The following is a 15,051-nucleotide window of genomic DNA, read 5'->3' as shown; positions in this document are numbered from 1 at the left end:
ACCGCCGGTCGCGGCGGCTCGGGACGGTCGGGAACCGGCTCGGCAGGCTGTGCATCGAACTGCGGCCATGCGCGACGCATATATTCCGCAAATTCGGCATTTACGCGGTCGCGGTACTCCTTGAAGGCGTCTTGCTGCTCGGTCTTGTAGTAATTGAAGTCGGACAGTGCGCGTTTCCGATATTCATCGAAAGACTGGGCGGAGATTGTGGCGGTCAGACCAAGACAAATCCATGAAAAAAGTAAACGCATAATGCAAAGAATTATTAAAAAGAGATAAGTGGTATAATCTCCAGCCCATCCCTCAAAGATTTATTGATCGATGACCGGTAAACGATCGATACTCTCGCGTGAACATCCAATCAACGGATCGGGACGTTCTTGAATGTTATTTCGGAGCCGGTCATATTGTATTGTGAGTTCGGGTAGGCGTAAACTCCGATCAGGGCCGTAATTGCGGTTGCGGATGCGGGGACATCGTCGATAGTTATCGTCCCTTGGCATGGCATGCCTTCCGGAAAGCTGGTATTCAATATATTCACTCCTGTTGTCGATGCGTTTCGAAATGTCATGGCGGGGTAGGGATATTCTTTGCCCGTATTATCCGAGATTACCGATTTGCTGCCTCCTTGAATAACCGACATAGCCGATGGGGGATAGATCCGCCAATCGTCGATCGTCCCTAATCCGTCGTTTTCGAGCGTATAGGTAAATACAACGGATGATCCGCTGCGTTTGCAACTGACGATATGAGGCTTGACCCGATAGTCGCACGAGGTGATTGATGCTGATGAGTAATCTTCCTGATCTGCGTCATCCGCTCCTCCTCCGTCCGATGATTTTTTTTGCGCCGTGATATTGAGTTGATATTCGTCATTACCTGCGTCGATGCAGAGCGTGCAATTTTCATTCGTGGAATACATTCTCGAACGGTCGATTGTCAGAATGATTTCTTCCGTCCGCTGGGATATTTCATAATCCGGGATTATGCCGCTGGTTTTATTCAGACTGACCCATGAACCGATGCAGTCTTTCAGATAAGCCGTGTAACTCGTTGCCGAATGGTGCGATTTGAGTTTCACGGTTGCGGTTGTCCGAGTCAATCCGAACGCAATGGCCGATGCCGGCGAAATTTCCGTAAAGGGAGTTTGTTCTGCCGGTAAATAGTTGCAGGACACAATGAACGGAATGACTTTTTCGCCGGTTGCCACATACAACGTTGTAGATACGTTGCTCGAAATCTCCGAACGATTCACTTCTATGGCTACCGTGGCGCTTTCCGTTTTACGCAGCGAGCCGGATGATGGAACGATCGATGCGATCCACGCAGGATAATCATTCGAAATATTCCAATCGACGATACCGTTATAATCGACATTGGATAGCTGTAACGTCTTGATGGTTTCAGTCGTGCCGAAATCCAATTGTTCGGGGGTAATGGAAAGGGTGTAGCTTGCTGCCGGTTTGACCGAAACAAAGATAGGGATGGATTCCCCGTCGGCAACTACGATGAAGGTCGTTGAGCACTCATTCGTGATCGAAGAGCGATCGACTTCAACGGTTACGGCGCTCGATTTTCCCATGTCGGTTTGGCCTTGCAGCGGCGAAACGGTCAGCCAATTCGCCACGTCCGTAATCAACCAGTCGATGCTTCCCGCATTTCCTATGTTCTGAATCGAGAAAGAGAGCTTCGTATATTCCGTCCCGAAGTTCAATGTTGTGGTGGTCAGTTTGATTTTGCTGCTGACTGTTTCCGGTGTAAGGACGAGGTCGCAGGAATTTCGCGTCCCTGCCGAGACCGTTATCTGCCGACTGTTGGTCGTGTATCCCGTGGCCTGCACCTGTAATTTATATTGACCCGGCTCAAGGCTTGTGAATTCATAACGGCCATCGGTACTTGTAGTCGAAGATATATTGCCCGGTGCCAGTACGACGTCCGCACCGCGGACGGGTTCTTTCGTTTCCACATCGGTGATAATACCGTAGATACCGCCGAAAGTATCCACTTCGCTCTCGCTGCATCCGAAACAAAGCAAGAGCATCAAGAAAAGAGAAAAACGTTTCATAAGATGATGAATATCCGTTAAAAAGTAACCGCTGCGACCATTCCGGCACTGCCGTCCGGCATCACGGCCGGTACAAAAGAGTATGTTTGTCCGTTGCTATTTCTCCGACGGACCGCGATGCGTCGTGCTCCGGGAGCCGCTATCGCATCGATTAAATTATAGACGTAGAGTGCGGCGGCGGCTCCGATGCAAATATTGCGTGCAGTAGCGAAATGGTCGGCTTTGGTCGAATAAGTTTTTATGTGATTTATATTGTGTGTTTGGGCTATTTTCCGGGCATAGTCCGAACGCAGGCTTTCGGTAAAGACGATTCCTGCCGCTAATGCCGCACAACCCCCGAGGATCAGGCCGCCCTTGAGATTGGCTCCTTTGTGGAATTGGCCCCAGCCCGGAATGATAGCCGACCGCCACAGTCCGCGGGCGCCGTAGGATGACGTTGTCGAGATAATCGAAAAATCGGCATGATGTCCTTGTCTCTCAACAGCGTAAAGAGCATAATACTCGTATATTTTCGATCCTCCGCGAAATGAAGTTTTCCAATATTCGTCGATACGCCGGGATCGTATCGGCTGCGATTCTCCGTCTACCTGCAACTCCAATTGATAAAAATCGGAGGAATAACCATGTATTCTGTCCGAAGAATATTGCTGTGTCGAAGAATCTTCATAAATTTCTCTTACCGAAACCTTATCCGTGCGTTCGACGCCGGCAGACAATTCCTGCATGACGGACGTTCTTGCTCCGGACAATGAACTTCCCATGTCCGAATGCACTTCAACGAAGTAAAAATCGCTGGCGTAGTTGCAGGGAACATTCCCGACCCATTGGGGTTTCAGGGGCGAACTGTTTTGAGCCGAGGATCGTATGACACTCCCCAATAATAGGATAAATGCTCCCAAAATACGATAGCTCATGTTTTATTCCGTTAAACGTTCTAAAATTCGCCGACGGAATTCATTGTGCCGTTGTTCAATTTTTGTTCGGTCGTCTTGAGAAATTTTATCTTGAACACTTCGTTCTATTTGGTCGACCAATGTATTCTCGTCTCCGGCATATTCCATACATACGAAGACGGTGAACTGATTATTCGATTTAAGATATCTTGTCGTTTTGATGGTATGAATATTCCGGACGACCTGCTGGGCAATACCCATTGCTAAATCGTTTGCTTCTCCCGATTGATCGGCTACCGATTGTCCCGATTGATCGTCTGCTGCGTATTTTTCCATTGAAATACCCATGTCCTCGGTGGCAGATAAGATAGCCGATTCGATCTTGCGAGCGAACATTGCACGGGCTTGCAATTCCGCGATATTCCGTGCCGTCGCTTCTTTGAAGTGCTGTCCGTTGCCATAGGCTCTGTTACAGGGCGACTGTTCGTATAATTCGATACACGGTTCCGCCTCGACAACTTTCCCATAAGGATTGACAGTCTTTGAGGCAACTGTTTTTTTAGAGCTTCCGCAAGCAACAAACAAGAACGCTCCGGCGAGGACAGCCAAAACATACGACTTTTGCATAGTAAAATTGATATTTAATTAAACAATAGTTTCAATTTTACCGTCCGGCTCCTATACGGTAGGCTGATACAAAAAGAAAGTGTGGAGTCGATTTCGTTTATCTCAAAGAAGGTTCTGACAAAACCCAAGCAAGAATAAACGATACGGATACCCCACACTTGAATAGATATGGGATCCATGAGCAATGAAAATGCCCGATCGCATATATCTAAACAAGAAATGAGTGCTGTTCGTCGTTCTCTTGCTTTTGAAAACTGTCAGATTTTCTTTGAGGAACAGTGCGAAAACACTTTCTGTATGTCTGCCGCATCTGCGACAAGACAAAAATACAGAATAATTTTCACATAGAACAACACTCATATAAAATTCAGTGCAAATTTCCGCAAAACAATTTTTTATTCCAAATGCGGAGCCCCTTGAAATGCAACTTTGTTATTTCCAATTTGGGATTATTTGCATATGGTATAAAAAGCCGGCGGCACCATAAATGCCGTCGCTGTTACCTCCGTTGAACGGAGAAATATCATGCGCATCCTCGTCTGTCGCGAATATTTCTGTGATACCTCTTGTATTTCGGTGTCGAATAGGCATGAACGGACACTTCCGGGCATGCGATGTTTTCATTACAGGGTATCATTGCAAAATATAGAGACCGATTATTGTAGTAGACTTGTTTTTGTTTGGCCTCGGTTTATATTTGTGGGATTCTGGCGATATTTTCATGCTCCGGCTTTCCGTCTTCGGTTGTATGTTCTGCCTCAAGTCCGTTTTTCGATTTGTACCTGAAATCACTTTCATACACTGAATTACGTTGAGCGTAAGATGCAGTTTGCGATGATCTTTTTCATCTGCGACGACTCGCATCGCTACTTTTTTCACCGGACGATTTGAAGCAAGTCCATATACCTCTCTTGAGTTGAGTGAATACTCAATCTGAGGATAGGAGATTTGCGGACTTACAGAATTCCTGATTTGTAGAATTATCTTGCCGCATGGGAGGAAATACATCAAACAGAATATCCGCTTCAATCGTTGCGCTTTCAACATGAGATAATGAGGTCGAGAATCGAATCCGATTGTCTCGTCGCTTGTTTCTCCGGCTTGAATGGCCGCAGACAAAACTGTCGAACGAAGATTCGATGCCGGGCGGTTCAATTCTGTCCGAGCCGTGTTCGTAGCTTTTGGACGATTTCTCAATTCCTGTAATTTTTCCGGGATCGGAAAAATACAACGACTACAAATCAAAAATTTGCGTCGAAATTTACAAACAATTTTCCGATATATTCATAAACGCTTTAATTGTTCCTGTTGATCGGATTCACCGCAACCTTCGTCATTACCTCTTTCTCCTCGGTGCGGCTTGCGGCAAGTATCAGCGTCAGAGCGACCGACGTGTTGTTATCTCAAATGCGCGGACCGTCGGGGCGGTAGAGAATCCGTTGTTTTCCAAGAACCAGAGGAACAGGAACGCCGCAATACGCTTGTTGCCGTGGCTGAACGAGCGGTTCTTGACCGTCGGGTAGGGCGGATTGGCCGTCTTTTCCCTCGACGTTCGGATAGAGATTCCGACCGCCTCGGATTTCGTAACATCCTTCGCAACCAAGACATTGGAGAGCAGGCGGACGGCCAGTTTCCGTTCCTCCGACTGCTCGGCTTTTGTTTGGTTATGGACGGAATAATCTTTTATAAGGTATTCGTTCAGCACTTTGTTCGCCCGGATACGGAACTGCGTGGTGTTTCTGGAGTTGACACGATAACCTACCGATGGAATCATATCGAGGTTGTAATATGGAACCATACGCCGCACTTGCCGTAGTCCCTCCGAACTTGTGCAATTATTGCGCAAGTTGTTTCTCTCTCCAATTCGGACGACTCATAAAATTCATACCTTATTTATAACAAAAGTGAAATTTCCAACATCGAATTACGACACGAATAAAGATACAAAAAACTCGTATTTGAAAACAGATTGCTATGGAGTGAGCAGCGGTACGTTTCGACGGTATGGGGTTCGAATATATAAGCTCGGAAAATTCAAATTCCCGCTTTATCGAGCTGTATTTCGAGCCCTCGCGGCCCATATTCCGGAATATCATGAACGGGCCGTGGTTCGATCCGCGAAGGAGCCGCATGCGACCGTTCGCTCGGGATGCGGGAGCGACGATCCTATTTAGTCGAATCGCATTATTGGAAAAACACGATGTTACGAGGTATCGAATTGCACGCACGCTCAGTCGGGCGGTTGTGTTACGAAAATGTTAAATTTATTTACTTATTTCGTAAAATATTTGCATAAGTCGAAAAAAGGTTCTATCTTTGCAACGAAGTTTTGAAGGTTTCAGGGAGTGTTTTCCGCTGTCGGCGGATCTCCGGCAGGTTCGGTGTCGCAGGACAGGGAAAGCAATCCGTTAGGTTAGTAGTTTTAGGTTGGTTGAGAAAAACTGAAGATTCGGGCCGGGCCCGTTTCTGAGGTTTTTCTTTTTTTGCGGATATTCGTACGAAAAACGGAAGGCTCCATGGGTGAAGAGGCTTCCGTAACCGCACGAAAACGGTCGTTCCCGCAGCCTTGTGATTCGGCTATCGACCTATGCCGAGCCGGTTCAGCGCATCGCGGTCGATGTCGACCGAGACGTCGCCCAGTGCATAACAGCCGATATCGTAGGGGTTGTAGTAGAAGGTGATGCCGTTTTCGGTAACGGCGAAATTTCCGGTGGGGCCGATGTATTCGGGAAAGAATCCCTGCTCGGCCAGCCCTTCGTCGCTCGATACGCCGCAGCGGTCGTAGAGCCGGTTGCGGATGAGCGAATCGAGTACGGTGAGCTGGGCGGGGGTGAAAAGATCGTCCAGCGTCAGTTCGTATCCGCCCGCAAGCGAGTAGTTGTGCGCCATGGTCGCATACATGCCGTGGGCGCCGCCCGAGTAACCCGAGGAGCGGATCGTATAGACGAGCAGCGTGTCGATGACCGTGGCCTCCGATTCGGACGATTCGCTGTATTCCCGTACGGGAGCGTCCGTCGAAACGGGCCCGCTTTCGTCGGACCGCAGATCGTCCCGTATCTGCCGACGGACGCGATCGAGGGCTGCCGCGATCGCTTCTGAGGCTGTGCCGGTGAAGTCTTCCAATCCGAAGAAATATTGGATGTTGGCCTCCTCGATGGCCTGCAAGGCCGGCGAATGGGAGGCATTGGCGATCGAGGTGAAACGATATTGCACATCGTAGCCGACCGGACCGCAGACGAGCGTGGTGTCCATGGCGAGGAGTTTGAATTCCGGTGCAGGTGATTTCGGGCCGCAGGCCGCGGCAGCCCAGAGAAGGACAACGGCGCCAAGACGGAACGCATGTTTCATAAGTACGGAGGTATTTGGTAGGACAAATATAGCTAAAATGCCGGTGTCGGAGCCGCATAGTAAAAAAAATATCAGATTCGGGCCATAATTTTTTGGAGATTCGAAAGAAGACGTTATCTTTGCACCACGAAACTCAGCAATGGTGGATTCATCTAAGGGTTAGGATACATGCCTCTCACGCATGACATAGGGGTTCGAATCCCCTATCCACTACCAGACGACCGTACGGAAGTGCGGTCGTTTTGCATGTCTATCCTCCGGCGGCGTTGCGGCCGGGTCGCCCGGCCGGAGACGACGGCCTTTTCGGCACGAAGAGGGGCGGTCCGCACTGCGAGCCGCAAGGGCTGGCGGTTGACCGGCGAATCTCGGCAGTTGGGAATCGCTTCTGTCGGAGTTCGCTTCGGCAGGGGGCCGTTATACGGAACTCTGTCGGACAGCTTCTTGCGCAGAACGGAAGAGCGCTTCCGGTTTTGCGTCGGATGCTGCCGGAAGGCGGAGGAGCAGGAGCGAGGGGGGGGGGATTTTCGTCCGAAGGTTTTCTTCGTTTGGGCGAAATGATGTATCTTTGAACCATTTCATTGAGCCGAGCGCAGAGCCGAACTCGTTCGGGCTCTGCCGAGGCGGGAAATGGACGAAATAAATTCAACTTTTTTCTCGGCAATTCCGCATGGCCCGTTATACGAATAAGGAGATTTTGAAAATCACGTTTCCCGTGTTGGTCAGTCTGCTGATGGAGCAGATGATCGGTCTGACCGATACGATCTATCTGGGACATTACGGGGACGGACAGACCGAGCTCGGGGCTTCGGCGCTCGCCGGCGTGTTTTATATGGTGATTTTCATGTTGGGTTTCGGCTTCAGCGTCGGGGCCCAAGTGCTGATCGCACGCCGCAACGGCGAGGGACGATACCGCGAGATCGGCCCGATCTTCATGCAGGGTACGCTCTTTCTGTTGTTGCTGGCGGCGGTGCTTTTTACGTTGTCGCAGTGCTTCGCCCGGGATGTTTTCTCGTGGATGATCGGCACGGAAGCCGTGCGCCGTGCGGCGGGCGACTATCTCGAATACAGGGTTTACGGCTTTTTCTTCTCGTTCACGGCCTTGATGTTCCGTGCTTTCTACGTCGGGACGACCCGCACGCGCATTCTGACGGCCAATTCGGTGGTGATGGTGCTGACCAATATTCTGCTCAATTATCTGCTGATCTACGGCAAAGGAGGATTCCCCGAAATGGGGATCGCCGGTGCGGCCATCGCCTCGTCGGTGGCGGAAGGGGTTTCGGTGCTTTTCTTCGCGGTCTACACCTATTTTCGAATCGACTGGCGGCGTTACCGCCTTTTTCGTTTCCGAGGTTTCGAACCCGTGCAGCTCCGTCAAATTTTGCGGGTGTCGGTCTGGATCATGTTGCAGGAGGGGATGGCCTTCCTCAGTTGGTTTATTTTCTTCGTCTGCATCGAACATCTCGGAGCCGCCGAACTGGCCGTAACGAACATGGTGCGCAGCATTTCGTCGGTGGTCTTCCTCTTCGTCAATGCGTTCGCCTCGACGGCCAGCTCGCTGGTGAGCAACCTGATCGGATCGGGTGAGGCGGATGCCGTGATGCCGCTCTGCCGCCGGATGACGGGGCTCTGCTTCTGCTTCGTCGTGCCGTTGGCCGTGCTGCTCGCGCTCTTTCCCTCGGAAGCGCTCGGGCTCTACTCCGACAATGCGGCGCAGGTGGCCCGCGGCGTGCCGTCCATGTGGGTGATGCTGTCGAGTTTCGTCGTCTGCGTGCCGGCTTTCGTCTACCAGTTCTGTGTGTCCGGTACGGGCAACACGCGCATGACACTCGCGATCGTGCTGGCGGCCATCGTCTTCTATGTCGGCTACACGGTGTGGCTCACCTTCGGACTGCGGGCCGATGTCGCCGTCTGCTGGACGACCGACCACCTCTACTACTTCGTAACCTTCGTGCTGTCCTATCTTTACATGCGCGGCGGACGCTGGCGGATGCGCCGGATCTGATGCGGAAAGAAAAAAGACGGCCGGAGCCGTCTTTTCTGTTGCAGACCGTATGCACGTCATTTCTCGAATTTGCCTTTGAATTTTTCGAGTTGGCGTTTCAGGGCGTCGATCGCTTCGTCCACCGACTCTTCGAAAGCCTTCGAACGGTGCTCGGCGACCAGATCTTCGCCCGGCATGTGCAATGTAACGGTGGCTACCTTGTTTCCCTTTTCGTGGTCTTTATCGAGTTTCAGAATGACCTCCGCTCCGGTAGAGCGCTCGGCGAAACGGTCCATCTTGGCCATCTTCGCCTCTACGAAATCGACGAGCCTGCGGTCGGCATCGAACTTCACTGACTGAATCTGTACGTTCATAGCTGTGCAATTAAATAGGTTAATTACTTCCCGGACTTTCCGCGCGGGTGGGCTTTGGTGTATATGCTCTGCAACGTGGCGATGCTGTTGTGCGTGTAGACCTGTGTCGCTTGGAGGGATGCGTGGCCGAGAAGCTCCTGAATCTCCCGCATGTCGGCTCCTCCGTTCAGAAGGTGCGTAGCGAAAGTGTGTCTCAGTACGTGGGGACTTTTCTTGCCCTGCACCCCGCCGCGCTGCAATTCCGCTTTCACGACCCTGTAAACCACGCTGCGGGATATACGTTCTCCTTTCTGAGTTAAAAATAGTGCTTTTTCCGCAGAGTTGCAAATATTTTGCCTCTCAATGATGCCGAGGTAGCGCAAAATTTTTTCCCGTACGAAATCGAGGACCGGTACGATCCTCTGCTTGTCGCCTTTGCCCCGCACGCGCAGCGACGTGTAGTCGTCCGTGAAATCGCTGCGGTCGGTGCCCACCAGCTCGGCGAGGCGAAGTCCGCAGGCGTAGAACATGAGTACGATCAATGCGTTGCGCTCTGTGATGAAATCGTCGCTTTCGGTTCCGCAATCGTGTACGATATCCGCCATGCGGCTCTGAGGAACGAAGACCGGAAGTCGTTTCGGCGTCTTGAGCGAACAGATGGTGCGGCAGATATCCTCTGCGGTACGGCCCGTGCGGTGGAGCCAGCGGAAGAAGGAACGCAGCGAAGAGACCTCGCGGTTCATCGAGGCGGCGCCCAGACGGGCGGTCTCCGTACGGTGGAGGATCCACTCGCGGATATCCTCGGCGGTGATGCGCGTCGGATCGAAGGAGTTTTCGTCCGTGCCGAGCCACTCGAAAAAAAGCGAGATGTCGCGTCGGTAGTTGCGGAGCGTCAGCGGAGAGTAGCGTCTCTCGGCTTCGAGGTATTGTAAGAAAGGCGTCAACATGGAGCAAAGATAGTGAATATAAAGGTGCCGTTACACTCCCCCGACGGCTTTTTGCCCGGAGTCCCGTAACACGGGACGAATCGGAGAGGGCCGGAAGTCGGGTGCGTATCTGCGAAGCAGCGGCCGGAGCGCTCGAAGCATCCGGGGATCGGCGGCCGGTCGTGCCGGACCGGATCGCTTCGGATACGGGAACGACGGATGCGACGCATTCGACGCAATCGGTCGGGACGACGCATGAGACGAACGATGGGGGCGTCGACGGAAGAAGACGCCTTGTCAAAGCCCCGTTCCCTGAAACGAGCGAAGGTCGAAATAGAAAAAACGCTTTCGGCTTGCGAATTCGGCGGAGGTTGACTACCTTGCAGGGCAGTAGAGAGTGTATCGCATGTCGAAGCGGTCTTCGAGGAGGGTTGTAACGAATTTACGGGTAAAAAGTGTATCGATGAAGAATTTTACGAATTATCGGCTGTGGCTCGTAGGAATTGCGCTTTTTATGACGGGCGGCCTGTGTGCCGGATGCAGCGGGGCCGACGACGGACAATCGGGAGCGGAACCGGAAGGAAAACTCCGGTTGGAGATGAGCGCGAATTATGCGAAAGTCGGGGATACGGTGAATTTTACCGTATACAAGGGGGATGTGGATGTTACGGCGAATGCGATCATCCGCATGAAGGGCGACAAGACGCCATGCAGCCCGAATTACAAAGCGGACCGAGCCGGTACCCGGTATTTTGCGGCTATTTATAACGAATCGTCCACTTCGTATCAGCCCGTGAGATTCTATGTGCCCTACCGCGACGAAGGGGAGTTTTTCAAGAAGTCGCTCGTGTTGAAATTCACAGGGGCTTGGTGTTCGGCTTGTCCGTTGATGTACAAATATTTGGGCGAAATCGAAGTGGAGCGTCCCGGCCGAACCGCCGTCATGGCCGTGCATTCGGGCGATGTTTTCGCGTCCGACGTCAGCGAAGAACTCGTGCAGGACTATCAGATTACGAGTTTTCCGCACGCCGTGTTCGATTACAAGACGAGCGTTTCGAATAATGCGGCTGAGCTGAACGCAGCGCTCGACGACATGTTGGCCGAGGAGCCGGCTATCTGCGGAATCGCACTCCGATCCGCGGTCGAGGATGGCGAGGCCGCCGTAAAAGCAAGGATCCGGGTCGCGCAGGAAGACCGGTTGCGGCTCTGCTGCGCGGTGGTCGAGGACGGACTGCGCTACGACGGAGGCTCGTCCGACGACGGCCTCAGCAACTATTACCACGTACTGCGTCGGTTCATCACCGACCGGTTCGGAGAGGATGTCGGTACCCGCGAGGCGGGCGAGGAGTTCGAACACGAATTCGTTTTCCCTGTGCCGGAGGAGTGGAAAAAGGAGAATTGTACGGTTTTCGTCTATGCGCTGCGACTGCAAGAGGACGGCGAGACCGTCTATGTGAACAATACTTCTGCCTGTGCGCTCGACGGAGGCGAATCCGATTTCGAATACGAACCGGTACCGGAGACGGCAAACTAAACTTCTAATTATATTATGACGATGTATTTCAAACATTTTCTCGGAATGTTGTGTGCGGCGGCATTGGTGCTGCCGGTCGCCGGTTGCGGCGATTCGGACGGCGAAGGAACGCCCGCAGAAAAAGAGCTCGAACTCGTGGTGAGCGAAAATAAGGTCCGTATCGGAACGGAAGTCTTCTTTACCGTCTTGGACGGCGGGACGGATGTAACGGCGGCGGCGCGGATCCGCAACGTCAAGACGGAGACCTATGTCGAGTCTGCTTTCGTTCCCGAAGAGACGGGGGTGTACCGTTTCGAAGCGGAGTTGGACGGACGTGTCTCGAAACCCGTTTCCCTGACGGCGGTCGGTTCGTTCGAACCGCAGGGGGAGTTCTACCGGCAGGTACTCGTGCAGAAATTTACGGCTACATGGTGTCAGTATTGTCCGTTGATGACCTCGGGACTCGAAAACCTCGATCAGGAGGTGCCGGATCGCATGATCGTCATGGCCGTGCACTGCAACGATGCGTTTTCCATTATAGAGTGTCAGAAATTGGCCGACGATTTCCGGATTGTGGGCCTTCCGAGCTCCGTGTTCGACTATCGTGTGCTTGCGACATATGTGGCTACCGAACTCGAAAAGGCGCTCGAAGGCGAACTCGACGACTATCCTGCCGTCTGCGGCATTGCTGCCGAATCGGAGGCCGGACTGGAACGGATCAATGTCGAAGCCAAGATCCGTTTCTCGGAGAAGGGGCGTTACCGCGTGTGCTGCGCAGTGGTCGAGGACGGGCTTCAGTACATGGACGGATATTCGGAGGACGGATATTACAATCAGGTGCTTCGCGCTTTCGCTACCTCCCGCACGGGCGTAACGTTAGGCGAATGCGAGGCCGGTACCGAATACCCCTGTGAATATGCGTTTACCGCAGACAGAAAATGGAACCTCGCCAATTGCAGGGTGCTTATCTATGTGATGAAGGAGGAGGGAGCGGCCGTTTATACGAATAACGTCGTTTCGCTTCCCGTTCAAAACGGCTCCTGCGATTATCGCTACGAGGCGGAATAGAGATCCACGTGGAGGCGGCGGTCTCTGCATCAAGGGCTGCTTCGGCGGCGCTGAGCGTGTAATGGGGCTGTCCGACAAGTTCTCTTTTCAACCCTTTGAGAATTGCCGGTTCGGGAAAACTCTCGAATAGCAGTACGAATAATAAAGGCTGTCTAAGACTTGTTAGACAGCCTTATTTGTGTTTGTACCGGAAGTCTTCTCGTCCGGCGACACGTGTGGTTCATAGTCCGGCGAAGGCGGGGGGCCTTCGGTAAAGGGGGCCGATGCCCCCCCCCCCCATGTGGCCGCTCCGATTGCATTTCCGTACAGATGCGCGATGTTCCAAAGGGCGTGTGAGCCGGAACTGCCGGAGGCGAAAAAACTGCGGATGAGTGGCGAATGGCCGTTATTGCTGAGCGAGTGGGTGTGATGAGAAATTCAAATGAAAACCCCGTCGGAGTTTCCTCTAACGGGGTTTTCTGTGCCCAGGACAGGAATCGAACCTGCACGCCTTGCGGCACACGCACCTGAAACGTGCGCGTCTACCTATTCCGCCACCTGGGCATTCCGTGGAATACGGTGTGCAAAAGTAGCACTTTTTCCTTTTTCTGCAAAGTTTTCGGACATTTTTTTATCCGGAAAATCAGCGAAACAGGAATTTATGTTGGAAAATGAGAAGGTAGACTACTGCTACAGAGATATATGTATCTGCGAGGTTGAAGACCGGGCCGAAGAAATAATTGCGGCTGTCGAGCAGAAAGCCGAGCCATTGAGGGGCGTTGTTCCACTGAAAAAGCGGAAAATAGAACATGTCCACCACCTTGCCCATCATAAAGCCGGCATAGTGCCCGCCGAAATGGGCGACGGTCAGGGGTGTCGATTCGGAAAAGAGCAGCCCGTAGAAGGCGCTGTCGAGAATGTTGCCGAGTGCGCCTGCGAAAATGAGCGTTCCGCCGATGAGCGCGCCATTGGGCACGTCGTTCCGTCGCCGCACGCCGTACCAGATGAGGTAGCCGATGACGCCGATCATCGCCACGCGGAAAAGTCCGAGCAGCAGTTTGCCCCAATCGAAACCGCCGGCAGTGGGAATGTGCATGCCGAAGGCCGCTCCTTTGTTTTCGATGAAAAGCAACTGGAACCAGTCCGGAAAGACCGTGATCGATTCGCCGAGTGTCATGTGGGTTTTGACCCAGATTTTGAGAGCCTGATCCGCAATCAGGAGGAGTACGACGAGGAGTGTGAGTTTTCTCAGATTCATAAATTTCACGTTGTAAGCGACGGACGACCGTCGATTTGCGTCGCAAAGATACGGATTTATATCGGATGCGACCGTGAATGGTCGCGGAAATTTTCAGATGCAAGACGAGCCCGGCTTTATCCCGTGCAGTTCCGATGGGGGGGGGCGGAGGAAGAGGAGCGGGAAGACGCACTGAAGAAAAATGACCGCCCTCCGCCGGGCCGACGACGGAGGGAACGCCACCCTCCCCCGCACTATGATGATTGGATTTAGAGATTACGACCTTTTGCGCGAATAAAAGCGGGATACAATGCTCGTGTCCGCATCAGACACTTGGACTGCCTGCGCGATAGGAAAAATGCAAATGCCCGTACCGAAAAACGATAAGAGCCGCTGTCTTTGTCCTCCGATTGTGGGCGAAACGGTCCAAGTGCCGAGCGTAAGAAAAATCCGGTGCGCATTTTACGTTCGTATGCCGCAATCCGTTCAGCGGACGTCAAGAGTAAGGCGGTTAAAAAATCAACGAAGAGAAAGTTTTGCCATATATAAAATAAGGTATAGATTGTCAAAACAAAGAAAATGAAGGTTTTTTCGGAAAAAGATGCCGAAATATTTGCAGATTCGGAAAAAGTCCCTACCTTTGCATCCGCGTTTGAGAAAAACATGGTTCTGAAAAATTCTGAAGGTTCACAATAAACGAACCGGAAAGTCCGTTCGGAAGATGGAATTTTCGAAAAATGCGAAGTTCTTGAAAAAATATTTGCAGGATTAAAAAAGATGATTTATCTTTACAGTCCTTTCGCACTGTAAATTGCGAATTTTTTTCAACAAGGTTCTTTGAATTACTGGTTATTTTTGAGAGAAAAAGAATGTAGTATTTATCTGTCAATTTCCTTTAGGAAATAGAAAGCAGTCAGGACTCTAACAATACATTTTTCATACAATGGAGAGTTTGATCCTGGCTCAGGATGAACGCTAGCGGCAGGCTTAACACATGCAAGTCGAGGGGCATCATTGGAGTAGCAATACTTCAGATGGCGACCGGCGCACGGGTGCGTAAC

At 51.9% G+C, this 15,051-nt stretch carries 12 protein-coding genes, 2 tRNA genes, 1 rRNA gene and 1 pseudogene; 5 read left to right on the top strand and 11 right to left on the bottom strand.

Annotated elements, in window-relative coordinates:
• The 6 genes and pseudogenes from BN3659_RS12955 to BN3659_RS11615 all read right to left on the bottom strand — a co-directional run.
• A pseudogene (locus tag BN3659_RS12955) lies at nucleotides 1–251 on the bottom strand (hypothetical protein); the annotation flags it as partial.
• 110 nt (nucleotides 252–361) lie between these two features.
• The gene (locus BN3659_RS11635) at nucleotides 362–2,065 is read right to left on the bottom strand and encodes a carboxypeptidase regulatory-like domain-containing protein (protein WP_091537151.1); all 1,704 of its coding nucleotides are present in this window, start codon (nucleotides 2,063–2,065) and stop codon (nucleotides 362–364) included.
• Between the two features lie 17 nt (nucleotides 2,066–2,082).
• A complete protein-coding gene (locus BN3659_RS12950; protein ID WP_141682583.1) occupies nucleotides 2,083–2,979 on the bottom strand; it encodes a DUF5683 domain-containing protein in 897 nt (298 codons plus the stop codon).
• Between the two features lie 3 nt (nucleotides 2,980–2,982).
• Entirely contained in the window at nucleotides 2,983–3,585 is a 603-nt protein-coding gene (locus BN3659_RS11625) for a hypothetical protein (RefSeq protein WP_091537147.1), read from the bottom strand.
• Between the two features lie 1,378 nt (nucleotides 3,586–4,963).
• Nucleotides 4,964–5,359 (bottom strand): RhuM family protein, encoded by a 396-nt coding sequence (rhuM, locus tag BN3659_RS11620; protein ID WP_253181087.1) that lies wholly within the window; start codon nucleotides 5,357–5,359, stop codon nucleotides 4,964–4,966.
• Nucleotides 5,360–6,162: 803 nt separating this feature from the next.
• A complete protein-coding gene (locus BN3659_RS11615) occupies nucleotides 6,163–6,933 on the bottom strand; it encodes an RsiV family protein (RefSeq protein ID WP_091537146.1) in 771 nt (256 codons plus the stop codon).
• Nucleotides 6,934–7,074: 141 nt separating this feature from the next.
• Here BN3659_RS11615 and BN3659_RS11610 point away from each other — a divergent pair.
• Together BN3659_RS11610 and BN3659_RS11605 are read left to right on the top strand one after the other, a co-directional pair.
• Nucleotides 7,075–7,149 (top strand) — tRNA-Glu (locus BN3659_RS11610).
• Nucleotides 7,150–7,600: 451 nt separating this feature from the next.
• A complete protein-coding gene (locus BN3659_RS11605; RefSeq protein ID WP_091537144.1) occupies nucleotides 7,601–8,935 on the top strand; it encodes an MATE family efflux transporter in 1,335 nt (444 codons plus the stop codon).
• A 56-nt stretch (nucleotides 8,936–8,991) separates the two neighbouring features.
• Here BN3659_RS11605 and hpf read toward each other — a convergent pair whose 3' ends face one another.
• Complete coding sequence (hpf, locus tag BN3659_RS11600; protein WP_091537143.1) at nucleotides 8,992–9,288, bottom strand: ribosome hibernation-promoting factor, HPF/YfiA family; 297 nt, start codon at nucleotides 9,286–9,288, stop codon at nucleotides 8,992–8,994.
• A 23-nt stretch (nucleotides 9,289–9,311) separates the two neighbouring features.
• A complete protein-coding gene (locus tag BN3659_RS11595; RefSeq protein ID WP_091537141.1) occupies nucleotides 9,312–10,214 on the bottom strand; it encodes a tyrosine-type recombinase/integrase in 903 nt (300 codons plus the stop codon).
• Nucleotides 10,215–10,656: 442 nt separating this feature from the next.
• On the opposite strand from BN3659_RS11595, the gene BN3659_RS11590 reads away from it, so the two are divergent.
• A complete protein-coding gene (locus tag BN3659_RS11590) occupies nucleotides 10,657–11,727 on the top strand; it encodes an Omp28-related outer membrane protein (protein WP_171847764.1) in 1,071 nt (356 codons plus the stop codon).
• A gap of 21 nt (nucleotides 11,728–11,748) precedes the next feature.
• Nucleotides 11,749–12,774, top strand: coding sequence for an Omp28-related outer membrane protein (locus BN3659_RS11585; RefSeq protein ID WP_171847763.1), 1,026 nt, complete (start codon nucleotides 11,749–11,751; stop codon nucleotides 12,772–12,774).
• Nucleotides 12,775–13,235: 461 nt separating this feature from the next.
• Here BN3659_RS11585 and BN3659_RS11580 read toward each other — a convergent pair.
• From BN3659_RS11580 to BN3659_RS12945, 3 genes are all read right to left on the bottom strand, one after another.
• Nucleotides 13,236–13,317, bottom strand: a tRNA-Leu gene (locus BN3659_RS11580).
• A gap of 79 nt (nucleotides 13,318–13,396) precedes the next feature.
• Nucleotides 13,397–14,011, bottom strand: a complete 615-nt coding sequence (locus BN3659_RS11575; RefSeq protein ID WP_091537137.1) for a signal peptidase II — start codon at nucleotides 14,009–14,011, stop codon at nucleotides 13,397–13,399.
• A 248-nt stretch (nucleotides 14,012–14,259) separates the two neighbouring features.
• The gene (locus BN3659_RS12945; RefSeq protein WP_141682582.1) at nucleotides 14,260–14,655 is read right to left on the bottom strand and encodes a hypothetical protein; all 396 of its coding nucleotides are present in this window, start codon (nucleotides 14,653–14,655) and stop codon (nucleotides 14,260–14,262) included.
• Between the two features lie 275 nt (nucleotides 14,656–14,930).
• Between BN3659_RS12945 and BN3659_RS11570 the strand changes: the two genes are divergently transcribed.
• Nucleotides 14,931–15,051 (top strand): 16S ribosomal RNA (locus BN3659_RS11570); the annotation flags it as partial.

It is taken from the genome of Alistipes sp. CHKCI003 (assembly GCF_900021155.1).
Taxonomy (GTDB): domain Bacteria; phylum Bacteroidota; class Bacteroidia; order Bacteroidales; family Rikenellaceae; genus Alistipes; species Alistipes excrementavium.
The sequence above is the reverse complement of the archived record's forward strand: the minus strand, read 5'-3'. Positions and strand labels throughout refer to the sequence as shown.

What these genes read in the sequence shown, in the direction of transcription:
- BN3659_RS11595 (WP_091537141.1), bottom strand. Translation starts at nt 10,214, where the DNA reads ATGTTGACGCCTTTCTTACAATACCTCGAAGCCGAGAGACGCTACTCT.
- hpf (WP_091537143.1), bottom strand. Translation starts at nt 9,288, where the DNA reads ATGAACGTACAGATTCAGTCAGTGAAGTTCGATGCCGACCGCAGGCTC.
- BN3659_RS12945 (WP_141682582.1), bottom strand. Translation starts at nt 14,655, where the DNA reads ATGTTTTTCTCAAACGCGGATGCAAAGGTAGGGACTTTTTCCGAATCT.
- BN3659_RS11575 (WP_091537137.1), bottom strand. Translation starts at nt 14,011, where the DNA reads ATGAATCTGAGAAAACTCACACTCCTCGTCGTACTCCTCCTGATTGCG.
- BN3659_RS11605 (WP_091537144.1), top strand. Translation starts at nt 7,601, where the DNA reads ATGGCCCGTTATACGAATAAGGAGATTTTGAAAATCACGTTTCCCGTG.
- BN3659_RS11625 (WP_091537147.1), bottom strand. Translation starts at nt 3,585, where the DNA reads ATGCAAAAGTCGTATGTTTTGGCTGTCCTCGCCGGAGCGTTCTTGTTT.
- BN3659_RS11590 (WP_171847764.1), top strand. Translation starts at nt 10,657, where the DNA reads ATGAAGAATTTTACGAATTATCGGCTGTGGCTCGTAGGAATTGCGCTT.
- BN3659_RS11615 (WP_091537146.1), bottom strand. Translation starts at nt 6,933, where the DNA reads ATGAAACATGCGTTCCGTCTTGGCGCCGTTGTCCTTCTCTGGGCTGCC.
- BN3659_RS12950 (WP_141682583.1), bottom strand. Translation starts at nt 2,979, where the DNA reads ATGAGCTATCGTATTTTGGGAGCATTTATCCTATTATTGGGGAGTGTC.
- BN3659_RS11585 (WP_171847763.1), top strand. Translation starts at nt 11,749, where the DNA reads ATGTATTTCAAACATTTTCTCGGAATGTTGTGTGCGGCGGCATTGGTG.
- rhuM (WP_253181087.1), bottom strand. Translation starts at nt 5,359, where the DNA reads ATGATTCCATCGGTAGGTTATCGTGTCAACTCCAGAAACACCACGCAG.
- BN3659_RS11635 (WP_091537151.1), bottom strand. Translation starts at nt 2,065, where the DNA reads ATGAAACGTTTTTCTCTTTTCTTGATGCTCTTGCTTTGTTTCGGATGC.